The organism is Roseibium limicola (assembly GCF_017313085.1).
Classification (GTDB): Bacteria; Pseudomonadota; Alphaproteobacteria; order Rhizobiales; family Stappiaceae; genus Roseibium; species Roseibium limicola.
The window spans coordinates 74654-96335 of the sequence record NZ_JAFLNF010000003.1; the positions used below are offsets into that span (position 1 = coordinate 74654).

General features: G+C 57.5%; 18 protein-coding genes. 3 read left to right on the forward strand and 15 right to left on the reverse strand.

Going from position 1 to position 21682, the window contains the following annotated elements:
• Positions 1 to 1002 carry an N-acetyltransferase DgcN gene (dgcN, locus tag J0X15_RS07605; protein WP_206939444.1) on the reverse strand — a complete coding sequence of 334 codons (1002 nt, stop codon included), beginning with the start codon at positions 1000 to 1002 and terminating at the stop codon, positions 1 to 3.
• A 173-nt stretch (positions 1003 to 1175) separates the two neighbouring features.
• On the opposite strand from dgcN, the gene J0X15_RS07610 reads away from it, so the two are divergent.
• A complete protein-coding gene (locus tag J0X15_RS07610; RefSeq protein WP_206939446.1) occupies positions 1176 to 2078 on the forward strand; it encodes a LysR substrate-binding domain-containing protein in 903 nt (300 codons plus the stop codon).
• Positions 2079 to 2201: 123 nt separating this feature from the next.
• Here J0X15_RS07610 and J0X15_RS07615 read toward each other — a convergent pair whose 3' ends face one another.
• The 5 genes from J0X15_RS07615 to J0X15_RS07635 all read right to left on the reverse strand — a co-directional run bounded on the left by J0X15_RS07615 (position 2202) and on the right by J0X15_RS07635 (position 7128).
• Positions 2202 to 2882, reverse strand: a complete 681-nt coding sequence (locus J0X15_RS07615; RefSeq protein WP_331461892.1) for an aspartate/glutamate racemase family protein — start codon at positions 2880 to 2882, stop codon at positions 2202 to 2204.
• 2 nt (positions 2883 to 2884) lie between these two features.
• The gene (locus tag J0X15_RS07620; RefSeq protein ID WP_206939449.1) at positions 2885 to 3724 is read right to left on the reverse strand and encodes an ABC transporter permease; all 840 of its coding nucleotides are present in this window, start codon (positions 3722 to 3724) and stop codon (positions 2885 to 2887) included.
• A 1-nt stretch (position 3725) separates the two neighbouring features.
• Positions 3726 to 4601: an ABC transporter permease gene (locus J0X15_RS07625; protein ID WP_206939450.1), complete on the reverse strand. Its 876-nt coding sequence runs from the start codon at positions 4599 to 4601 to the stop codon at positions 3726 to 3728.
• Positions 4602 to 4741: 140 nt separating this feature from the next.
• A complete protein-coding gene (locus J0X15_RS07630; protein WP_206939451.1) occupies positions 4742 to 6034 on the reverse strand; it encodes an ABC transporter substrate-binding protein in 1293 nt (430 codons plus the stop codon).
• Positions 6035 to 6117: 83 nt separating this feature from the next.
• Complete coding sequence (locus J0X15_RS07635) at positions 6118 to 7128, reverse strand: ABC transporter ATP-binding protein (RefSeq protein ID WP_206939452.1); 1011 nt, start codon at positions 7126 to 7128, stop codon at positions 6118 to 6120.
• A 243-nt stretch (positions 7129 to 7371) separates the two neighbouring features.
• Between J0X15_RS07635 and J0X15_RS07640 the strand changes: the two genes are divergently transcribed.
• Positions 7372 to 8112, forward strand: a complete 741-nt coding sequence (locus J0X15_RS07640; protein ID WP_231710334.1) for a GntR family transcriptional regulator — start codon at positions 7372 to 7374, stop codon at positions 8110 to 8112.
• Between the two features lie 118 nt (positions 8113 to 8230).
• Here the strand turns inward: J0X15_RS07640 and J0X15_RS07645 are convergent, their stop codons facing one another.
• The 8 genes from J0X15_RS07645 to J0X15_RS07680 all read right to left on the reverse strand — a co-directional run bounded on the left by J0X15_RS07645 (position 8231) and on the right by J0X15_RS07680 (position 19509).
• Complete coding sequence (locus tag J0X15_RS07645) at positions 8231 to 10240, reverse strand: TonB-dependent receptor domain-containing protein (RefSeq protein WP_206939453.1); 2010 nt, start codon at positions 10238 to 10240, stop codon at positions 8231 to 8233.
• A 77-nt stretch (positions 10241 to 10317) separates the two neighbouring features.
• Positions 10318 to 10488, reverse strand: coding sequence for a hypothetical protein (locus tag J0X15_RS07650; RefSeq protein ID WP_206939454.1), 171 nt, complete (start codon positions 10486 to 10488; stop codon positions 10318 to 10320).
• A 136-nt stretch (positions 10489 to 10624) separates the two neighbouring features.
• Entirely contained in the window at positions 10625 to 10744 is a 120-nt protein-coding gene (cydX, locus tag J0X15_RS07655) for a cytochrome bd-I oxidase subunit CydX (protein WP_206939455.1), read from the reverse strand.
• A gap of 12 nt (positions 10745 to 10756) precedes the next feature.
• Positions 10757 to 11914, reverse strand: a complete 1158-nt coding sequence (cydB, locus tag J0X15_RS07660) for a cytochrome d ubiquinol oxidase subunit II (protein WP_206939456.1) — start codon at positions 11912 to 11914, stop codon at positions 10757 to 10759.
• Between the two features lie 4 nt (positions 11915 to 11918).
• Complete coding sequence (locus J0X15_RS07665; protein ID WP_206939457.1) at positions 11919 to 13514, reverse strand: cytochrome ubiquinol oxidase subunit I; 1596 nt, start codon at positions 13512 to 13514, stop codon at positions 11919 to 11921.
• A 237-nt stretch (positions 13515 to 13751) separates the two neighbouring features.
• On the reverse strand, positions 13752 to 15476 hold the full coding sequence (gene cydC, locus J0X15_RS07670; RefSeq protein ID WP_206939459.1) for a thiol reductant ABC exporter subunit CydC: 1725 nt from the start codon (positions 15474 to 15476) through the stop codon (positions 13752 to 13754).
• Positions 15473 to 17305 carry a thiol reductant ABC exporter subunit CydD gene (gene cydD, locus J0X15_RS07675; RefSeq protein WP_206939461.1) on the reverse strand — a complete coding sequence of 611 codons (1833 nt, stop codon included), beginning with the start codon at positions 17303 to 17305 and terminating at the stop codon, positions 15473 to 15475. Before cydD ends, cydC begins: the two co-directional genes overlap by 4 nt.
• A gap of 707 nt (positions 17306 to 18012) precedes the next feature.
• Entirely contained in the window at positions 18013 to 19509 is a 1497-nt protein-coding gene (locus J0X15_RS07680; protein ID WP_206939463.1) for a CoA-acylating methylmalonate-semialdehyde dehydrogenase, read from the reverse strand.
• Between the two features lie 183 nt (positions 19510 to 19692).
• On the opposite strand from J0X15_RS07680, the gene J0X15_RS07685 reads away from it, so the two are divergent.
• Positions 19693 to 20574 (forward strand): LysR family transcriptional regulator, encoded by an 882-nt coding sequence (locus tag J0X15_RS07685; protein ID WP_206939465.1) that lies wholly within the window; start codon positions 19693 to 19695, stop codon positions 20572 to 20574.
• On the opposite strand, the gene J0X15_RS07690 is transcribed toward J0X15_RS07685, so the two are convergent.
• Positions 20567 to 21364, reverse strand: a complete 798-nt coding sequence (locus tag J0X15_RS07690; protein ID WP_206939467.1) for a DUF6030 family protein — start codon at positions 21362 to 21364, stop codon at positions 20567 to 20569. The two genes, J0X15_RS07685 and J0X15_RS07690, sit on opposite strands and share 8 nt — an antisense overlap.
• Between the last annotated feature and the right edge of the window lie 318 nt (positions 21365 to 21682).

Genomic DNA, 21682 nt, shown 5'->3' on the forward strand with positions numbered 1-21682 from the left:
TCAAAGGGCTGCCAGAGCGTCAGCCAGACGGCCTGCGCCATGACGGAACGGATCGACGCACGGCAGACCGAGACGGTCTTCGACTTCCTTGCAGTAGGCCAGAGCTTCGTCGTCCGACATGGAAGAGGTGTTCAGCGAAACACCGACAACCTGACAGTTCGGGTTCACCACCTGCGCCAGACGCAGGGCAACGTCGCGCACGTCTTCCAGGCTTGGAAGCTGATAATCCGGTAGACCACGCATGTGCGGGCGGTTCGGCTCATGGCAAAGCACCAGCGCATCCGGCTGGCCGCCATGGACGAGAGCCAGGGTCACACCGGAATAAGACGCATGGAACAGGGAGCCCTGACCTTCGATCAAATCCCAATGGTCAGCATCATTGTCCGGCGTCAGATATTCGATGGAACCGGCCATGAAATCGGCAATCACCGCGTCCAGCGGCACGCCGCCACCGGTGATCAGGATACCGGTCTGACCGGTGGCGCGGAAAGTTGCGTTCATGCCCTTTTCGCGCATGGCTTTTTCAACGCAGAGCGCGGTGTACATCTTGCCCACAGAGCAGTCCGTGCCGACGGCCAACATGCGCTTGCCTGTCCGTGTCTTGCCGTTTGCAATCGGGTATTTCACTGAAGGAACGCGAACGTCGTGCAGGGTACGGCCGAGATCCTTGGCCTTGGCAGCCAGGTCAGCTTCGTCGCGCAGCAGGTTGTGCAGGCCCGACGCGATGTCGAGACCAGCTTCGAGCGCTTCGATCAGCACGTTTTTCCAGGCAGGAGAGATCACGCCGCCGCGGTTGGCGACGCCGATAACCAGCGTCTTCACACCCTTTTCGACAGCTTCCGCAATCGTCAGGTCCGGCAGCTTCATGTCGGCATTGCAGCCATCAAGGCGCAACTGGCCAACGGCATATTCCGGACGCCAGTCCTTGATGCCCTGAGCCACCTTGGCAGCCAGCTTGTCCGGAGCATCGCCGAGGAACAGAAGATAAGGGGTCTCGATCATGGTTGGATTCTCAATCTGGAAGGTGTCTTTGGGAGCGATCAGCGCGGGTGCCTTAATGGCCTTTTGATGAGGTCGCGTCAGATCTTCAGTGACTTCGCAATCGCACCACAGCGCCCTTGTTGCAAATGCCGATTTTAGATAGGTTATGCATAATTTGCATAAAGGTATCCGAGATGGAATTGAGCTGGCTTGAAGACTTCGCGGAACTGGCTGCCGTACGCAATTTTTCCACTGCGGCGTCGGCACGCCATGTCACTCAACCGGCATTTTCGCGGCGCATCAAGGCACTGGAAAACTGGGTTGGTGCCGAGCTGGTCGATCGCTCTTCCTACCCGGTCACTTTGACCAAGGCAGGCGAAACTTTTCTGGAAACCGGGCGCGAACTGATGCGCTCCATCTACCGATTGCGCGACGACTGTCGCCAACAAACCCAGACGGCTGCAGAAACCATCCACATCAGTGCCCTTCATACCATCGCTCTGGCGAATTTCCCGGAATTGCTGCGCGATATTGAGAAAACCGCTGGCCCGTTCACCACCCGCATGAATGCAACCGAGTTCTACGATTGCATCGAGTCGCTTTCACTCGGACGCTGTGATCTGGCCATGGCCTACGTGCATCCGCTGGGTCCACCGGTTCTGCAAACTGGACAGTTCGTCTCCAAGAAGATCGCGAGCGACCCTTTCGTCCTGATCTCCGGCGTTGATGAAAGCGGCACACCGTTGTTCAACCTCGAGGATACCGGCACGCCCTACCCGTTAGTCTCCTATTCTGGCGACACGTTTCTGGGGAAGGTTCAGGCAGATCTCTTGAGCCAACTACAGGCGCGCGGTTTCCGCTTCCGCACGGTGTTTGAAAACACCATGTCCGAGGCAATCAAGCGCATGGTGCTCACGGGAAAGGGTATCGGATTTCTGCCACGCGCAGCGGCAGAACGCGAAATCTTCCATGGCGACCTGGTCGTTCTCGATCCCCTAGAGACAAAAGTCGAGCTGGACGTGAAGGTTTTCCGCAAGATCGGCCGCGGCTCCAAGGTGATGGAACGCTTCTGGAATGAAATGCCAGAGGTTGGGTGAAGAGCAACGGTAACCCCTCCCGTCATTGCCGGCTGGATCCGGCAATCCATGCCGCTTCTGAACCATGCACTTACGTCTGTGTTGATCACTGAGGATCTACGGCATCCTAATCATGCAGGCCTTTCAGCGTTGAATTAGCGCTTCAGCCAGTTTGACTGCGCTGGCAACGCCGTCGATGACAGGGACCCCGAATTTGGAGCTGAGGTCAGCAGCCAGATCCGCCATGCCGGCGCAGCCGAGAGCGATGGCCTTGCTGCCGTCTTGCGCAAGTGCGCGTTGGATCTCGGCCTCGACCTTTGCACGGGCATTGCTGAGCGGGTCTTCCAGATCCAGAACGGGCACTTCCGAGGCCCGAACGCGTGCGCACCGCGATGCCAGACCAACGTCTTTGAGGTTCTGCTCCAGCACCGGCACCGAGACACTTAGCGTGGTGACAACGGAAAAGGTTGTCGCTGCCAGACTGGCCATGTGATAGGCAGCCTCGCCAATGCCGATGACCGGGACCGGCAAGGTTTCGCGCAGGTGCCACAGGCCGGTGTCATCGAAGCAGGCGATGATGACCGCGGAAACGCTCGCGTCTTCCGCCAGCGTCTCGTCAATCAGCGCATAGAGCTCGGGAAGTGCCGCCTCCCCGTCTTCAGGCCCCTGAATGGCAGCCGGTGACTTGGTCGGATTGACGGCGGTAATACGAGTGCGGCTGTCCGCTACGGCTCTGGCCGCCTCGCCGATCTTTGCCGTCATCGAAGCGGTGGAGTTGGGATTGACCACCAAGATATGCCGCAAGGCTGGTTCGACGTTGTGCACCTTCAGACCATTCCCTTGCCGGCATCCGAGCCCTTGCTCGCCTGGGAGCGGCGCAACAGGATGACTATGCTCAGGAAGCAGCCAATGATCAGGAATGAGAACAACGTCGTCAGCGTACCAAGCGCATAGAGAACCGGCGATGTGACGTTGGTGGTCATGCCGAAAATTTCCAGAGGCAGGGTGTTGTAGGACCCGGCAGTCAGCAGAGTTCGAGCAAACTCGTCATACGACAGCGTGAAACCGAACAGCGCCACCCCAATCAGCATCGGCGCGATGATTGGCAATACAACATAGCGCACGGTCTGCCATGGCGAGGCGCCCAAATCGCGCGCAGCTTCCTCATAGGATCTGTCGAAGCGGTTAAAGACTGCAAACATGATCAACAGGCCGAATGGCAACGTCCAGGTGAGCTGCGCACCGAAACCCGAGGTCGCCCAATGCACATCGAGATCCAGAATGTTGAAGATCAGGCCAACACCGAGGGAAACCAGGATAGATGGAATGATCAGGCTGGCAATGATCATGTAAAACAAGAACGTAGAGCCCCTGAACTTTTGACGGAAGGCCATGCCGCCCATCACCGAAAAGACCACCGTCACCACCATGACCATCAATCCGAGACCAAAGGATCGACGGAACGAGCCCCAGATATCGCCAACAGCCTGCTCCTCGAAGAGGTCAAAGAACCAGTGCAGGGAGACGCCGTTCATCGGGAAGGTCAACCCGCCGCGCGGGCCCTGGAAAGACAGAATGCCGATGGTGATGACCGGGCCGTAGAGGAACAGAACAAACAACCCGAAAAAGGCAGCAAGGGCATAGAAAGAGCGCGACCGGGGTTCCATCTTACAGTTCCTTCCGGATGTTCACAAAGCGCATCATGATGCCGATCATCAGAAGCACAGTGCACAGCAACACGACCGACGATGCGGCAGCGGCCGGGTATTGCAGCAGAGAGATTTCATTGGAGATGATGCGGCCGACCGAGGCACTCTGACCGCCGGACATGTGACGTACTGTAATGACATCGCCCATGACCAGCGTGACAACGAAGATTGAGCCGATCATGATACCTGGCTTGGTCAGCGGGATGATCACGTTGGTCAGGATCTGAAGGCCGGAGGCGCCAGCATCGCGGGCAGCCTCAATCAGCGATTTGTCGATGCGCATCATGGTGTTGAAGATCGGTACGACCATGAACAAGGCGTAGAGATGGACAAAAGCCAGCACCACCGCGAAATCGGAATACAGCAGCCAGTCCAATGGCTCATCGGTGATACCAAGAGACTGCAACATGGAGTTGGCAATGCCGTTACGGCCCAGGAACGGGATCCAGGAAATCATGCGGATGATGTTTGAGGTCCAAAACGGAATGGTGCAGACCAGAAACAGCGCAATCTGGGCCGGCAAAGACTGGACGTGAAAAGCCAGGAAGTAGGCCACGGAAAAGCCAATGGCCGCGCAGAAGATCCAGGTGATGACGACGAACTTCAACGTCTTGAGATAGGTTGCCCATGTCACCGCCGAAGTCAGGTGGAACATGTAGTTATCCAGGTTGAAGTCCGGATAGAATGACCATTCATTATAGCTCCAGAAGCTGACCGAGACGATCGTGGCTATGGGCAAGAGCAGGAAGAATCCGAGCACCAGGGTAAGCGGCGTGACGAGCGCCCAACTGACGCGTTCCGCCCGCTTTTCGGGGTCGAGTGCCTTTTTTTTCATCTATCAAACTGCCTGGATTCGTTCTGCCGGGAATGGTTGACGTGGATTGCCCGCCCGGCCCAAAGGGCCGGACTGACATGTTTGGCACAGATGCCAGCGGAGACAGGAACCCCTCCGGCGTCTGCGGGAAATCGCGAACCTTAGGCTGCGATGAACTCGTTCCACTTGCGGACCATGTACTGGTTCTCGTCCATGACGGCGTTCCAGCATGCAACAGCGCCCATACGGTCGTAGAAGGAACCACCGTCGCGAACTTCGCCGGCCTGCGCCATTGCGTCACCGAACGGGTTCTTGATGACGTCCGTGGCTTCCTTGCCTTCAAACCAGTAGCCCCATTCGTTGGCGTCCATGAACTCCTTGGAGGTTTCCGGCACAGCAGAGTAGTAGCCCTGACGCATGAGGAAGCCGCCGACCCAACCGGACAGGTACCAGTTGATGTATTCGTAAGCTGCTTCCAGCTCGAGACCGGACAGGTTCGCCGACAGGCCGAGACCACCACCCCAGGAACGGTACCCTTCCTTCAGCGGCTGATAGACGCAAGGAATGCCCTTAGACTTCACAGCCGTGATTGCCGGGGACCACATGGACTGGATGACAACTTCGCCAGATGCCATCAGGTTGACGCTTTCATCGAAGGACTTCCAGAAGGCACGGAACTGGCCGTTCTTCTTGGCTTCCGTGAAGATCGCCATGGTCAGGTCGATCTCCTCGCGGGTCATGTTGCCCTTATCCGGATACTTGTATTCACCCATGGCTTCGACAACCATGGCCATGTCCATGATGCCGATGGAGGAGATGTCGAGGATGGAGGCCTTGCCCTTGAATTCCGGGTTCAGCAGCTCAGCCCATGAGTCGATCGGACGGCCGATGAGGTCGGGACGAATGCCGAGTGTATCGGCGTTGTAGATCGTCGGGATGAGGGTCATCCAGCCGGTTTCAGTTTCTGAGAACGTCTTGCTTTCCGGACCTTCCGTGAAACCAACCGTATGCGGTGCAGTCCCCTGAGCTATGGTGCTCTCCGGTGTCAGCTTGCCGCTTTTGAAGGTGCCGACGATCTTGTCGTAGTTCTTGATCTTCGAGGTGTCCATCGCCTGCAAGTTGCCGGCACCCCAGACCTTCTTACAGATCCAGTACTCGATGTCGGCAATGTCGAAGGACTTCGGCTGCGTGGCTGCGCGCTGGGTGACGCTGTCGGAATCCAGAGCCGTCATTTCCAGGGTAAAACCAAGATCTTCCTTCACCTTCTTGCCAACCTCATTGAGGTTGGAAACGCCAGTACCGAACTGACGCAGGGTGATATCCTTGATGTTCTGCGCCCAGATGGTCGGGAAGCCAGTGATGGCGCCCGAACCGATGGCAGCGCCGGCAGCAGCAGCGCCGCCCTTGAGAACACTGCGGCGGCTAAGGCCCTTCGTGTCGAGTTTCTCAGTCATATTCCTAAACTCCTGTTCCCCAGTGGAGGTTTCGGCCTGTCCTGTCTTGGGTGCGGATGAGGCCGGATACGGCGGCTTGTGGGTCAGGCCGCCAATTCATGGGCATCTTCCGGCTTCCAGCTAAGGAAGACGGTCGAGCCAATCTCGATCGGACTTGCAAAGAAGTCGGCGTCTGACATGGAGGCCACCAGTTCGCCCTCGTTCCCTGCATCAATCGACAGGGTGACGGTCGACCCGAGGTACTCGACGTCGAGAACCTTGCCGGAAATTGCTTCGCCTGCCGGCAAGGCAGATCGACTGACCATCAGGCGGTCGGCGCGCAGCGCCAGCGGTTGCGGGCCGGTCTTCAAGACGTTATGGCCGCCAATGAATTTCGCCACGAACTCGGTCTTCGGTGCGTTGAAAACGTCACGCGGGGCGCCTGCCTGCTCGATCAGGCCGTTGTTCATGACGATGATATCGTCGGCCAAAGCCAGGGCTTCGTCCTGCGAGTGGGTGACGTGGATGAACGAGATGCCAAGCTCACGTTGCAGGCGCTTCAGTTCGGCACGCATCTTGATCCGCAGAAACGGATCGAGCGCAGAGAGCGGCTCATCAAGAAGCAGGACGGACGGCTCAGTGATCAGGGCCCGTGCCAGAGCGACACGCTGCTGCTGACCGCCGGAGAGTTGGGCCGGAAGACGGTCGGCATACCCAACCATGTCCACCAGATCCAGAAGCTCCATGGCCTTCTTTGCCCGGACCGCCTTGTCGACGCCTTTCATCTTTTGAGAAAAGGCGACATTCTCAACCACGTTGATATGAGGGAAGAGCGCATAGCTTTGAAACATCATCGCCGTGCCGCGGGCTGAGGGCGGCAAATCGGTAATGTTGGCGCTGCCGAGAAGAATGTCTCCTTCGCTGACATGCTCGTGCCCGGCAATCATGCGCAGGGTCGAAGACTTGCCGCAGCCGGACGGGCCGAGAAGGCAAGAGTACGTGCCAGCCTTGAAGCTGTGATTGATGGCCTTGACCGCAACAGTGTCACCATAACGTTTCGTCGTGGCAACCAGCTCCAGTTTCTGGATCTTGGCGGTGTCTATCGTCTGTTTCATGGGCAGCAGCCTTCAGCGTGTGTCCGTGGTGCCCCATGAATTGCAACGGTCGTGCCAAGTCGCATAAGTGGCTTGAATGCGCCATTCTTGCGGTTTTGAGTGCTGGCAAGGCGAGATCTCACGCACAATTTTTAATCACATAGAATACAAATTGAACAATTATTGTATACGATTTTAAATTGCCCCTCCTGCCCGCCTCGTCTAGACTTCCTCCATGCATAAAAACAAACAGGGTCACCCGACATGGCCAAGCCCATGACTGACCTGATGGACACGCCTGCGGGCCATCAGCATCCGCTCTTTCCTCTGCCCCCTGGCAGAACCCTCGACATCTGCACAGAACTACACAGCGCCATTCTGGAGCACCGGCTCGCACCGGGCACCAAACTGTCTGAAGATGAAGTGGGTGAGATTTATGGCGCCAGTCGTACGGTGGTTCGCGCTGCACTTCAGGCTTTGGCTCATTCAGGCATGGTTGCGATCGAGAAAAACCGGGGCGCCTTCGTCGCCAAGCCGACCGTCCGCGAGGCCCATGAAGTGTTTCAGGCCCGAGCGCTGATCGAGCCTGCTGTGGCGCGGATGGCAGCGGAGGCCATGACAATTGAGCACCTGGCCCAGCTGAAAGCGCATTTGGATGCGGAGCACGCCGCCTTGCATGATGGCGACATGGGCAAGGCTTTGGCTCTGTCCGGGAATTTTCACACGGTGATTGCCGAGATTGCGGATCAACAGGTGCTGACTCAAATGGTCCGCTCGCTGATTTCCCGCTCGTCGCTGATTATCGCGCTTTACTGGAAGCGCGCCGACACGGCGTGCGAAAGCCATTCGCACCATGCCTTGCTGAAAGCCTTTGAGGAGCGCAACGGCCGCGCTGCCGAAGATCTGCAGAAGAGCCATATCATCGATCTGCACTCCGGCCTGAATCTGAAGCAACAACCCGAGGCCACGCCTTCGCTGGCAGAGGCACTGACCCGGCGCGGGTAACAGGGGCGTTCCCGATCTCGTGCCTCTTGGCGTTTAAAGACAAGAAAACCCACCGGCAGCCCCCCGCCGATGGGTCTTCCTTCAAGGGGCCTGCGCGCCCCCTGGTTGTCTTGTGAAGTCAGAAGGTCTTGGCAACCGTCAACTTGAACGTCCGGCCATCGCCGTTTTCCTGAGACAGGTAGTTGGTGTAGGTCCGGTCAAAGACGTTCTCTACCCCGAAGACCACATCCGTACCCTGAAGCAATCCATCTTCCGGCTTCCAGACGGTCTTGAAGTTATGGATGGCATATCCGCCGGTTTCCGACAGACTGGAGACGCGATCCTGACCTGCGTTGAAAACGGCTTCCCAGCTGACATCAAGATTCCAGGTCGGGAAACGGGTTCCCACGGTCCAGCGGGCCTCATCGGCAGGAACATACGGCAGCCATCCGGAAGACCCGTACTGATTGCTCAGATCATAGCCACGGATCTGAGAGTAGCTGAACATGGTGTAGAAGCGTTCGGCGTCATAGCGCGCTTCCACTTCGAAGCCTTCCACTTTCGCTTCGTCAGCCTGAGTCGGGCCATCGATCATGTTTTCGATGTTGTTCTGATAGACGCTGAGCTTGGCTTGAAACACATCGCCATCAGTGATGAAGCTGCGGTGATCGTAAGAAACACCGGCCTCATAGTTCATGGCCGTTTCTGGTTCCAGCTCGGTCGTGACGCTGGTGTTGTAAAGCTCATCGACCGTCGGCAACCGATCCGTATAGGCGACGGAACCAAAGACATTCAGGTGATCGGTGAGCGCGTAGACCGCTTCAAAGCTTGGAGAAATAGCAAAGTTGGTGCTTTCGGCGCCATAGCCGCCTGTCGTGCCATTCAATGGCTCAATCTTCTGGAACTCGAAGCGAACCGTCGGCGTCAATGTCAGTCGACCTAACTCGATCTTGTCCTGGGCAAAGGCTGCGAGCTTCGTGCTGCGCCCATCCGGATTGGATGAGGAAGAGTTGCCGTTGTAGGAGGCAATACGGTCGTAGATCGATCCGTCAACGCCATAGATCAGAGAATGGGCAAACGCGCCAGTTTCAAGCCGCGATGTGTTTTCCGCCCGGACGGTATAGAACTCGTTGTCAAAGTCGACTTCTGTCGTTGAGGCGAACATGGGAATTGAGGAATTGGACTGCTCGATTTCCTGTTTGCGGTAGCCCACTGACAGCTTGAAGTCGACGAGATCGTTGTCACTCGGGTTGTAGCCATACTCCAGATTGGCTTTGTTCTCGACGACATCGCGATCGACAAAACCGAACATGGTGAAGCTTGGGACCAGCGCGCTGTACGGTACATTCGTCAGCTTAGCTTCACCATACTGATAACTTGCCTTGATGCTGTGCGCCTTGGTGTCGCCAAAGGTGTATTTGCCACTCAAGAGGCCGAAAGGCGTTCCGAAGTCCGACCCATCAATGTCATTGCCGTCACCGTCGACGTGAACATCGCTATAACGGTAGCTGAAGGCACCCAGCAGTTCGAGGTTTTCCAGCGGCTGAGCAGCCACGTAAGACGATGACAGCAAGCCGTCGCCATTGCTGGAGTATTCAAGCTTCTGACGCGCCATGAACCTGTCATCGCCTTCCAGCAAATCGCTGGCATCCTTGGTTTCGGCAATCACTGCCCCACCAATAGCGCCAGAAGAAAACAGCCCCGTCCCGGCCGGTCCACGGTAGACCTTGACGTTCTTGAGAAGGTCCGGCTCGATGAAACTCAAGGACCCGAGGCGGTAAGCTTCGTCCGACCCGGCACTGACACCATCGACCGACACAGCCACACGCTGATCCGACCCGTAAGTGCCGCCTTGGCTGCCAAAGCCACGAATGTTGATGGCCTGCCCCGCCGGATTAGAGGAGCCGGCAACTGACACGCCTGGAACGCTGGCCAGAAGTTCTGCAAAGCTTCCCGCCTGCTTGACTTCAATCTCTTCCGCGTCAATTTCGCTGACAGCAGCGGCGGTATCGGTTGCCACATCAGCACTGTCGGTGTTGACGACAACCGAACTCAGTTCCGTTTCCTGAGCAAGCACAGGAGAAATAACAACGAGAGAAGAGAGAACGGTGCCGGCAAGCAACATCGTCCTGAGCGCATGAGTGTTCATGGCACAAGTCCTTGGATGGTTTTTTGGGAAGGCTGGCGGAGCAGCATGGCTCTCGCTGGCAAGACAGAGAATGTGGGTCACATATCGAATGCGATGGCGCTTCCGCGAGCAGCAACCCTTAATACCTGAGCATAAACATCATCTTTTATAAAGTTGACTAAAAAATTCAATTTTAACCAGAAACCCCATTGTAAAACAATCAATGTTGCATTTAAGCCACAAACGCTCTTTGCTTGAGCTGTGGTCATTGTCACCGTCCGCCTGACACAGCGATGAAATTTCGCTGCGGCTTTCCCGCCTTGAAAGATCACAATACAAAAAGCCCGGCGCGGGGCCGGGCTTCTGATTGTCCTGTCGCGAAGACAACTGATTTGCCTCTTCGGCTCAGCTTTCGCGATGGGTCGCCTTGCGCTTGTCTTCTTCACGCAACTCAAGCCACATGGCGTTGAGGATGGCAAAGCAGCAGGCCAGCGGCATTCCGAGAAGCCAGGCAAAGTACCACATGTGTCTTACTCCTCAGTAGGCCGTGTCATTGTTGGTTTCGATGTGCTGCTCATCCACCCGGCCCCACAGGACCTTGTAGACCCAGGCCGTGTAGACGAGGATCAGTGGCAGGAAGATTGCCGTAGCGATCAACATGTTGAACAGGGTCGCATGGCTGGAAGCGCTGTCCCAGACTGTCAGGCTCGCCTCAGGCTGTGATGAAGATGGCAGCAGGAACGGGAACATCGAGAGACCTGCAGTGGAAATGATGCCGACGACCGAGAGCTTGGAACATACAAACGTCAGCTTCTCATAGCTCGTCTGCAACCCGATCACCGCACCGATTGCCCCAAGAAACCCGAGAATAGGAGCAATCATCATCCACGGGTGCGCAGCATAATTTGCCATCCAGGCGCTGCCATCCTTGACGACCTCCTTCATGGTGATGTTGGCAGCCATCTGCGGATCGACTTCACTCGTGATGCGATACCCTTCGACAAACCCACTGGAAACGAGAAAGCCCCCGACCGCGAACAGAACGATCGCAAGGATCCCGGCGAAGGTACCGAAACGGCGTCCCCTGATGGCAACGTCTCCTCCTGCCCGCATAGCAAGCCATGCGCCTCCGTGCATCACCAGCATGCTGACGGACAAGAGACCGCTCAACAGTGCAAAAGGTGAAAAGAGCTGCAGGAACGCCCCTTCGTAGGTCATCCGCAGATTGTCATCCAACGTGAAGGGTACCCCTTGCAACACGTTGCCAACCGCAACGCCGAAGACCAGCGCCGGGACGAAAGACCCGGTGAAGAGCGCCCAGTCCCAACTGGCGCGCCAGGTCGGATCGGGCCGCTTGGAGCGGTACTTGAAGGCGACCGGGCGCAGGATCATCGCCGCCAGAACGATGAACATGGCAAAATAGAAGCCGGAAAAGGAGATCGCATACAGCGGCGGCCATGCGGCGAAGATCGCCCCACCACCGAGAATGAACCAGACCTGATTGCCTTCCCAGGTCGGCGCAATCGTGTTGATGGCGACACGCCGCTGCACATCAGTTTCTGCCACAAAGGGCAATAGGGTTCCAACGCCCATGTCAAAGCCGTCAGTGACGGCAAAGCCAATCAACAAGATGCCAAGCAACGCCCACCAGATAAGCTTCAAAGTGGCATAATCGACGAATTCATAGAGGATCATGCTCTTACTCCGCTGCGACTGGTGTGAAGTTGGACCGCGCGACCTGCGGATCCGGGTCTTCCTCATGCTCTTCCGGCCCCTTGCCGATGGCCTTGATCATCAAGGAGATCTCGACCACCAGAAGCACCGTATAGAGGATGACAAACCCGGAGATCGTCACCAGAAGCTCGGCGACGCTGAGGTTGGACGCCGCCTGAGCCGTCGGTAGGACCCCTTCAATGATCCAGGGCTGACGACCGTATTCAGCCACGAACCATCCCATTTCGCAGGCCAGGAAGGGCAGCGGAATGGACAGAACCGCGATCTGCAGGATCCATCTGTGCTTTTGCCGCAAGATATCCAGCTTGCCGGCGGAAGACATGACAGTCAGCGCTGCGGTGAACGCAATGAAGAAGAAGCCACATGCCACCATGATGCGGAACGCCCAGAACATCGGCCAGACATTCGGCACGGTGGACCAGGCCGCCGCGTCGATTTCCTCTTCGGTTGCATTAAGCGGGTCGTCGCTGAAGGGAACCAGCAGGTAGCCGTAGCCCATATGCTTCTTGTTGGCCTCGAAGGCGAGACGAACCTCCGGATCAACTTCCTCGCCTTTTGCAGCACGGATTGTCTTCAGAGCATCCAGAGCAATCGCGCCTTGGCGAATATGTTCCTTGGAGCGCTCGACAAGCTCGATTATCCCCGGCACTTCCTTTGTCAGAGAGCGCGTAGCAATCAAGCCCATGACATAGGGCACCTCGATGGCGAAGGCGTTGTCCCGATTGGCCATGTCAGGCACGGCAAACAAGTTGAAGGAGGCTGGAGCCGGTTCGGTCTCCCACATGGATTCCATTGTCGCCAACTTCATCTGTTGGTTGAGGTTGGCTTCATACCCGCTTTCATCGCCGAGAACGACGACGGACAGGGCTGATGCGATGCCGAAAGCCGAGGCCACCGTAATGGAGCGCTTGGCAATATCGATATGGCGCCCCTTGAGCATGTACCAGGCAGACACCCCAATGACGAACATCGCCGCCGTGACATATCCCGCAGAGACCGTATGAACGAATTTGGCCTGAGCCACGGGATTGAACATCACCTCGAAGAACGAGACAATTTCCATGCGCATGGTGCCCGGATTGAATTCGGCTCCGACCGGATGCTGCATCCAGCCGTTGGCAATCAGGATCCAAAGGGCAGAGAAATTCGTTCCAATCGCAACCGCCCAGGTCGCCATCAGATGCTGACGGGCACTCAAGCGGTCCCAGCCAAAGAAGAACAGCCCAACAAACGTGGCCTCCATAAAGAAGGCCATCAAACCTTCAATGGCCAGAGGCGCTCCAAAGACATCACCGACATACTGGCTGAAGTAAGCCCAGTTCATGCCGAACTGGAACTCCATGGTCAGTCCCGTGGCAACACCAAGCACAAAGTTAATACCGAACAGGGTGCCCCAGAATTTGACCATGCGCTTCCAGATCTCGCGACCCGTCATCACATAGACTGTTTCCATAGTCGCAAGCAGAACGGACAGACCGATGGTCAGAGGGACGAAAAGAAAGTGATAGAGCGCCGTCATGGCAAATTGCAGCCGTGACAGGCCGACAACGTCGAGTTCCATAAGTCCACCTCGCGTTCAAAGGCCGAGGTTGCCCAGCAAGGCCGGCCTTTGGTGGTTCTGGTCTACGTTAAGTATAGGGCCATGCAGCCCATTTTTAATGTGACAAAATCACCCTCAGCAGAAGAACCTAAACGAACTCGCTACAGTTAACTACCCTTACGGAATAGCTTCGGCGGCTGTGCCTTCTGGGTCAAGGCCCGCAAGCCCTTCACTCGCGGCTCGTCGTGAACATAGCCTCTAAAGCTGGCTGAGATCGAACGTCCGATGGGCCCAGTCGATGTCGACGGACTTATGCGCGATCATCAAAACAGCTGCATCGCCGCGAAATGCGGCAAAGCGCTGGAGAACCAACTGAGCCGTGTCATGGTCCAGGCCTTCAGTCATCTCATCCAGGATGAACAGGTCTGGACGGGTGAGATAGGCTCTGGCGAGACCAAGACGACGCTGCTCACCACCAGACAACCCAAGCCCCCCCTCGCCGAGTATGGTCTCCAGCCCGGTGTCCTGTCGGGCAATACGTTCATCAAGGGAGGCAGCCTGCAGCGCTTGCCACAAGTCGGCTTCGCTGGCGTCAGGATTGGCTATTCTGAGGTTGGCGGCAATCGTATCGTGGAACAACGCCGGTCTCTGACCGATCACCGTGATGCGGCTGCGCAACGCGCCTTCTGCGATCAGATCAACAGGGCTGCCATTCAGAAGCACTTCGCCGTCATCTGCAGAGAGCAATCCGCTCGCCAGAGCAGAGACTGTTGTCTTGCCACATCCACTCGGGCCGACAATGCACAGCCATTCTCCCGGCTGCACGTCTAGCGAGACATCCGCAAGAACGGCGCGCTCGGCACCTGGGTAGCGAAAGGTCACATGCCGGAAAGCCAGAACCGGGGTGCCTTGCGGAGACGGAGCCCTGACAGCCGGTCGCTTTGGATCTTTCATCAAAGCTGCCGACTTGGCAGCGCGCGCTGTTCCGGCCACGGCCCGGTTTGCTGCCCGGCTGATCGTGCCAATACGGGCATAGCCACTGGCCACGCCGTTGAGCACATCCGGCAAGCCAAGAACAAGCAGCAGGACCGCAGTCGCCATGGGCAGAGACAACAGCCCTTGGGCCACCTGCCAACAGGCAAGCCCGAGGGTAAACGCCACTGCGGCCTGAGCGCCGAACCCAGCAACAGCAACGGCGGTGGCGGTCTTTCCGTTCAAAACGGCTTCAGCTTCTTGCAAGCGCTTGTCTGCCTGCAAAATGGCATCTGCCCGGACTGCCAGCCCTCCGTACACAGCTAGATCCCGCCGCCCTGCCACCAGATCAACTGTGCGCACACGCAGGGCTTCCTGTGCAACCTCTTGCCGACGCGCGAATTTCGTCCTGCGACGTCGCACCAAAACAGTGGCAACCGTGGCCGTGGAGATCAGCGCCAAAAATGGCCCGAGCGCGACCACCGGTGTCTGCCAGAAACTGAAGACAGCCACGCCAAGACCGACAAAGACGGCAATCACTGTTGGCACAGCCAGCCGCAAATAGACGCCGTCCAGCGCCGCTATGTCCGAAGTCAGGCGGCCGAGAAGACCGGCGGAGCGCCAAACCCGGCCGTCTCCGGCGGATTGCGCCTGCGCAGAGAATATCCGGCAGCGTAGGTCCGTCAGAAAGCGAAAAGTGGCATCGTGAGTGATCAGGCGTTCGCCGTAGCGCCCGCCTGTCCGCGCCAGGGCAAGGCCGCGGATGACCGCACTCGGCGTGAAGACGTTCATTGCAACCGCAGCAACTCCAGCCAATGCCGTTGCTGTGATGAACCAACCAGCCACCCCGAGCAACGCCAACCCAGCAACCGCTGGGACGAAGGATATCAGGATCCCGGCGACAAAGGCGCGTGGATGAAACTTCATCTGCCAGAACAACAAGGTCCGCAAACCTTGGATCGAGGACGTCGATGATGCTTCAGCAGCCATTGTTCTCACACGATCCCTCATGCGCTGATATCCTCGGGCGCTTTGGTTGTCCCTGACCTCATCTTAATCTGACGGAAGTTCCGCGCCAGCAAAGCCTCGTCGTGCGTGGCAATCAGCAGCGTCTTGTCGCGCGCCAATGACAGCAGGCCGTCAATTACCAGATCTGCAGTTTCCCGATCCAGCCCGGCTGTCGGCTCGTCAGCCAGGATCAGCAGTGCATCACGCCGCAAAGCTGCACGGGCCAATGCAACGCGGCGTTGCTCTCCGATGGAAAGCCCAAAGCCATTTTCCCCGATACGGGTGTCCAATCCGCGCGGCAGACGCGCGACAAGCGCCCTCGCACCGGCCAAATCAAGGGCAGCCAGCACTTCGGCTTCGCTGGCATTGGGACGCGCAACCAGCAGATTGGATCGCAAGGAGCCGTGGGCGAGCACCGGCGCCTGTCCGAGCCAGGCGACATGGCCGCGCCACCAATCCTTGTCGAGCGTTTCAAGATCCAACCCACCGACAAGAACCCTGCCGCTCTCCGGGCGATGAAATCCCAGAAGCAGATCGATAAGTGTGGTTTTTCCAGCCCCGCTCTGGCCTACCAGAAGGACTTTTTCACCCGCGACGATGGTGTCGCAGGTCTGTTCCAAGACAGGATGACCACCCAGTCTGACAGAAACGTCCTCCATTTCGATCGAAAGGCCTGAGCCGGCGAAGCTGACAGTCTGACCGCCCGTCGTGCGACCTTTCCCCGAGTGGGGTGTTACCTCGGCCGCCCCGCATAAACGCTGATCCAGTCCTTGCAGGCTCTCCAATGCTGCAAGACCGGAAGAACGCTCGTGATAGGCAGCGGCATAGGCGCGCAAGGGCGCATAGAACTCCGGAGCCAACAGCAGCAGGAATAAACCTGCACCGAAGGTCAACTCGCCCACCCAAATGCCGGTCGAAACATCCCCAAGCAGCGAGAAACCGACAAAAACAGCAATGAAGGCAATGCCCAGCGCGCTGAAGAGCTCAAGAACAGTGGACGAAAGAAACGCGATCCGCAGCACTTTCATAGTGCCTTTGCGAAATTGTGTACCCACCGCCTCGATCTCCTGTCGGCTGCTTTCAACGGCGCCAAACAAGCGCAAGGTCTCAAGCCCGCGAAGCCTGTCCATCACCATGCCGCTCATCCGGGTCAACTCGTGCTGCTGCGCCAGACTGGCAGATTTGGCACGCAGTCCAATCAACGCCATGAAGACCGGAATGATGGGGCCCGTCATGAGCAGGATCAAAGCCGCGAGCCAACTGATGCACCCCATTGCGATCAAGATCGCCAGCGGGACGATGGAAAGCCGCACTTTCTGCGGAAAGAAATTCGATAGATAGGGACCAACAGCGTCAATCTGCTCACCCATATGGGCCGCGATTTCTCCACTTGCAGGCAGGTGCGCCGCCGGGGACGTTGCTGAAAAAGCGTCCAGGAGTTTCCCCCGCAACCGGCTCTTGACCGATTGCGCGGCCTTCAATGCCATTTTCTGAGATCGCAATGTCAGCCGAAGTCGCAGGAAGGCGAGAGCAAAAAAACCACCGGCTGCTGCAACGATGATCATAATTCCGGGCTCGTCGAAAGCTGACGGGGCATCGGTCAATGCTGCTGGAACAAAAGCACTGACAAGCGCAGCGACAATTGCCGCCTGTGCAATCCAAAGAATGTCAGCGAAGGAAAGAATATGGCCTGCGCGGCGCAGTGCCTTGCGTTCGGTTGGCAGAAGCGGTTCGCCAGTCGTCTTCACATCGACAGGATCCGAGGACCCCTTCCGGTTTTGCGCGCGTGTCGCTGCAAGCCCCTCGGGCTCCGTAGGGAGTGCCTTATGCATGACGTCCTTATGCTTCTTTGAGGGAGCGCACGAGCTCAACTCCCTGCCTGCGTCCAGCCTCTCCGTACCAGCCTCTCCGACACCGGTTTCGGATCATTCGCCCCTTCTAGAGAGGGCAAAAACAAAATACCAGACTCCATTTGCCGCAGGTTAGATGCTCCACGACTTCGGCAAGCGACCGATGCAACCGCTACTCAACCTATTCGTGTTCAAATGAGGTGAAGCCGCAAAGCTTGTGGATATTTTCAAGACTGATTTCGACGTATCAGAGCCCGCAGACGCCCTTGCGCTGATCTTCTAATCCTCTATCTCATTATGAAAAAAGAGGTTTTTCATCTACGGAAGATTTAATCTCGTTTCGGAAAATTTACCCTCCGTAAAATAACTTATACACTAACCGTGCAAGCAATCGAAACTTGTGTTTGAAAGGGTTGTTTTAGAAAGCTGTTTTTCAAGCCATTACATCACTGCTTTTTCAGACACAGCCCTCTGCACCCATTCTGCAGGCCACAGGGATGTGCATGCCTGTTTTAAGGTACTCGCAAAAAACTTGAAGCCGGGCTTTCCAGTCCGGCTTTCTTTTTGACCAGACGCTACCCAAAAAAACGGCTCCACATGAAGGCGGAGCCGAGAGGTTCGGTTGAGCAATCCTCTGCTCTCTCCCGCCCCGGAAAGCCAGGTCGGGCGAGAGCAATTGCGAATGTCTTTTACTTCATCGTCGGCATGACGAATTCAGCACCATCCTTGATACCTGACGGCCAGCGGCTGGTGATGGTCTTGGTGCGGGTCCAGAACTTGATGCTGTCCGTACCATGCTGATTGAGATCGCCGAAAGACGAAGACTTCCAGCCACCAAACGAGTGGTAAGCAAGCGGCACGGGGATCGGCACGTTGACACCGACCATGCCGATGTTGATGCGCGAGGCAAAATCACGGGCCGCATCGCCGTCACGGGTGTAGATCGCAACGCCATTGCCATATTCATGATTCATCGGAAGCGCGAGCGCTTCCTCATAGGTGTTGGCGCGCACGACGGACAGAACCGGACCGAAGATCTCGGCCTTGTAGATATCCATCTCATTCGTGACGTTGTCGAACAGACAACCGCCGACGAAATGACCGTTTTCATAGCCCTGGAGCTTGAAATCGCGTCCATCAACCACGAGATCAGCGCCTTCTTCGACGCCGCGGTCAACCAGACCAAGGATACGCTCACGAGCTTCCTTGGTGATCACCGGGCCCATGTCTGCCTTGTCGTCCGTATATGGCCCGATCTTCAGAGACTCGATCATCGGCGTAAGCTTCTTGATCAGGCGGTCGGCCGTTTCCTTGCCAACCGGAACAGCCACCGAGACTGCCATGCAGCGTTCACCGGCCGAACCGTAACCTGCGCCCATCAGAGCGTTGGCAGCCTGATCCAGATCGGCATCCGGCATGATGATCATGTGGTTCTTTGCGCCACCGAAGCACTGGGCGCGCTTACCATTTGTGGCGGCAGTGCCATAGACGTAGCGAGCGATCGGCGTCGATCCGACAAAGGATACCGCGCTGATGTCCGGGTTGGTCAGGATGGCATCAACTGCCCCCTTGTCGCCGTTGACGACATTGAGGATGCCCTCCGGCAAACCAGCTTCGATCATCAGTTCGGCCAGACGCATCGGCACAGACGGATCCCGCTCGGACGGCTTCAAAATGAAGGCGTTGCCGCAGGCGATGGCCGGTGCAAACATCCACATCGGGATCATTGCCGGAAAGTTGAAAGGGGTGATGCCTGCGCCCACGCCAACCGGCTGGCGAATGGAATACATGTCGATGTTAGGGCCAGCGCCTTCGGTGAATTCACCTTTTTGCAGATGCGCAATACCGATGACGAACTCGCAGACTTCGAGACCACGAATGACATCGCCCTTGGCATCTTCAACCGTCTTGCCATGCTCCTTGGAGAGAAGGACAGCCAGGTCGTCCATATTGTCGTTCAACAACTGAACGAACTTCATGAACACACGGGCGCGGCGCTGCGGATTGGTCGCAGCCCAGGCAGGCTGCGCCGCCTTGGCGTTCTCGACAGCGGCTGCCAGATCAGCTTCGTTGGCAAGAGCTACCTTTGCCTGAACTTCACCCGTTGCCGGATTGAAAACATCAGTGAAGCGGCCGGAAGTACCCTCCACGTGCTTGCCGCCGATGAAATGCCCGATAGTCGTCATGTCATGTCTCCCTGAAATTGGTCCGTTCGACTTCGCCTGAAACGATAAGGAATCGTCAGGCTTAAGCCGGTTTAATCACTGGGCACTGTGTTGCCTTTTATTTTTGTCGCTAACAAGGCCTGTTTGGGCGTATCTATTGTGCAAATATTATAGTAACCGGCAGCAATGCCACGCGAGGTGATCGTGAATTGGGATGATATCCGGATTTTCTTGAGTGTAGCACGCGCCGGCCAGATTCTCGGAGCGGCCCGACGCCTGAGCCTCAACCATGCCACGGTTGCCCGACGCCTGACCGCCCTGGAAGAAGCGCTCGGCGCTCGGCTGTTCGATCGCTCCACCAACGGCTGCTATCTCAGCGATGATGGCGCGGCCTTCCTTCCCCATGCGGAGCGAATGGAAACCGAAATGCTGGCTGCGGAAGCCCAATTCGGCACCCATACGATGGAAGTGACAGGGACTGTGCGCATCGGCGCGCCAGACGGTTTCGGTGTCGCGTATCTTGCGCCTCGGCTGTCTGAGCTGACGCGCCAGCATCCGGGGCTTACACTTCAACTGGTTCCGATGCCACGCAGCTTCTCGCTCTCGAGGCGTGAGGCCGACATCGTCATCACCATCGAGCGCCCGGATCATGGACGGCTCGTGGCGGCCAAACTGACCGACTACACACTGGGGCTCTATGCCTCGGACGCCTATCTGGACCAACGCGGCGTGCCGGCGTCAATCAGCGAGCTGCAGACCCATGACCTGGTCGGCCTGGTCGAGGATCTGGCCTATTCACCAGCGCTGAATTATCCCGCCGACTTCATCAAGAGTTGGCCAGCGCGGTTTGAAGTTGCATCGGCCTTGGGGCAAGTCGAGGCTGTGGCGGCCGGAGCAGGCATCGGCATTCTGCACGGCTTTCTGGTCAAGGACCGCCCGGGCCTGCGCCATATCCTGCCAGAGGTTATCGTCAGCCGAGCCTATTGGACAGTTCAGCATGAAAGCACGCGTTCTCTGCGCCCGATCAGCCTTGTCCTGCAATTTCTGCGCGATACACTAGTGCGCGACCGGGCGCTTTTTACCTGACAGGCTCAGACAAGGTTTTCTGACCGGTCACCGATAACAAGGGGCGGTCGGTTCGCTTGCTCGGGTCGGCGCGCTGATGAAAGCCATCCGCCGGTAGGATGGTCGGGACTTCCGGAAACTGAAACAGCAAGTTCAAGCGTCGCGATGCCTGATCGTCGCCCGCTAACTCGGGATCTTCCGGCAGGATCGCAAATTTGACGCCGCGCTGTTCGGCCTCATAGCGTTGGAACCCAACCACAGCCTCGGCAAAACCATCCGGCGGGACGAGGCTGTATTGGCTTTCCAGCCGCCCCAACACCACCTGCAGGTTCTCAAGGCCGAAGGGCCACAAGTTGGGATCGGGCACGTTGAGCTTCAGCCGGATTGACCTTACTTCCCCCTGCCTGCGCCCCCGCACCAGAACAAACAAGGTCGCCTTGCCGAAATCGACGCTGGCTGTGCTGAGGGACACCGTCTCCGAGGCGCACTGCCAGAGAGTGTCGTAAAATGGCGCCTTCTGCCAATCATTCGTCTCAAGTCCAACATCATCCAGCAAGGCACAGATCGCCTCCGGATCCGCCAGCATGCTCTGAATGAAATGGATTGGGAGCTCCAGGTCCCGGTCGAGAAGCCGGGCGCGTGCTGTCTGGGAGATGTGCGCCAGCGGATCGGGCGGCGCGGCGGGAGCGGTCACCACCTCAGCTGCATTTTCCTCATGCGCAACCATGCCCGAAACATAAAGCGCGGCAACGGCCCCGGCGAGAAACACGACAAGGCCAACAGAGAGCAAGACGCGCCGGACCAAAAGCAAAGGACGGCTATCTGCGCCCGCTCTGGATCTTCCCGATATAGGAGCGCGTGCACGCCTCGGCATCGGGTTGTCTTCCTGCCAGCGCCATGCGTTTGCCGACGCCCTATCGTCAGCCTTATGCCCGAGGCTCAAACGCCACTTCTGCTTTACCGGCCGTTCGTCTCGTGCCACTTGGCCACCACACTTGCCCGTACTCGCCCAAGTTTGCTCGAGCTTAACGCATTACTCTGCCCCGACACCCACCGCATCGGCGACACACGGATCCAACTGCCATACTTCATAGCGTGAAAGCCGATAAAATGGCACCCGCTTCCGAAC